The sequence below is a fragment of the Cypionkella sp. genome (assembly GCF_036782355.1).
Classification (GTDB): Bacteria; Pseudomonadota; Alphaproteobacteria; order Rhodobacterales; family Rhodobacteraceae; genus Cypionkella.
The window spans coordinates 1-1,314 of the sequence record NZ_DAIPZF010000078.1; the positions used below are offsets into that span (position 1 = coordinate 1).

The 1,314-nt window shown below is 64.6% G+C and carries 1 protein-coding gene and 1 tRNA gene; both read left to right on the plus strand.

Features of this window, described 5'->3' with window-relative positions; genetic code table 11:
• Positions 1–1,146, plus strand: a 1,146-nt coding sequence (locus tag V7Q10_RS15590) for an ABC transporter permease (RefSeq protein WP_333870057.1), incomplete at its 5' end; no start/stop codon positions are given.
• A gap of 56 nt (positions 1,147–1,202) precedes the next feature.
• A tRNA-Thr gene (locus V7Q10_RS15595) sits at positions 1,203–1,278 on the plus strand.
• The last annotated feature ends 36 nt before the right edge of the window (positions 1,279–1,314 follow it).

Here is a 1,314-nt window from a genome sequence, read left to right on the forward strand (position 1 = left end):
GCGCTGCGCGAGCAATCGGGGGCAAGCTACGAGGTGGCGCGCGCGCTTGGGCTGGGGCCTTGGGCACTTTTTTGGCGGCTGGGGCTGCCTTTGGTGCGGCCTGCGGTGGCGGTTGGGGTGGCGCTTGCGATGATGGAGACGGTGGCTGATTTTGGCACTGTGGCGACCTTTGGCGTGCAAACGCTGACCACGGGGGTGTTCTCGACCTGGCTGAACGGCGGCAATGCCGGCGGGGCTGCGCAGATTTCCGGGGTGATTTTGGCGCTGGTTTTGGGGCTTGTAAGCCTTGAACGCTATAGCCGCAGGAACGCGCGCTTTTACGCCCAAGCCCGCGCCAGCCGTCCGGTGGTGGCGCAAGATCTGGCAGGCTGGCGTGGCGCGCTGGCGCTTTTGGCCTGCGCACTGCCGTTTTGCATGGGCTTTGTGCTGCCGGTGGCGGTGATGGCGGGCCATGCGCTGGCCAAGCCCGAGGCTTGGGCGGCGGCAGGGCTGGGGCAGGCGGCACTGAACACGGTTTTGGTGGCGGGGGTGGCGGCCGTGGTGACGGTTTCCGCTGCCTTGGTACTGGTTTACGCGGCAAAGCTGGCGCGCCGCAGGCTGGCGCAAGCGGTGCTGCCGCTGACGGCCTTGGGCTATGCAGCCCCCGGCGCGGTGCTGGCGGTGGGGATCTTGCTGCCGCTGGCAGCCCTTGACCACCGGCTGGCCGATTTTGTGCTGGCGATCAGCGGCACGGATCCGGGCCTGATGCTGACGGGCACTGCCGTGGCGATCATTCTGGCCTATGTGGTGCGGTTTTTCGGCATAGCACAAGGCGCTGTCGACGCAGGCTTTGGCCGCATAGCGCCCTCGCTGCCGATGGCCGCGCGCGCGCTGGGGCGCGGCCCTGCGGCAACGCTGCGCGCGATCTACCTGCCGCTGATGCGCGGCTCTGTCGGCTCGGCGCTTTTGGTGGTTTTTGTCGATTGCGTCAAAGAACTGCCCGCAACCTTGCTGCTGAGGCCGTTCAATTTCAACACCCTTTCCACCCGCGTTTACGAGCTTGCCAGTCTAGAGCGCATCGGCGAGGCCGCCCCCGCCGCCCTGATCGTCACCGCTGTTGGTCTGGTGGCGGTGACACTTTTGGCGCGCAGCAGTCAATCTGATTAAACCTACGCAATCCGTCTTGCACTTGCTGCTGCGACTTGCTAAATCGGCGCTGTGTTGCCCTTATAGCTCAGCTGGTAGAGCACCTGATTTGTAATCAGGGGGTCTCGGGTTCGAATCCTGATGGGGGCACCATTTAGCTTCAGTTTCTAAGCTCAGTTCTTAGCTAAG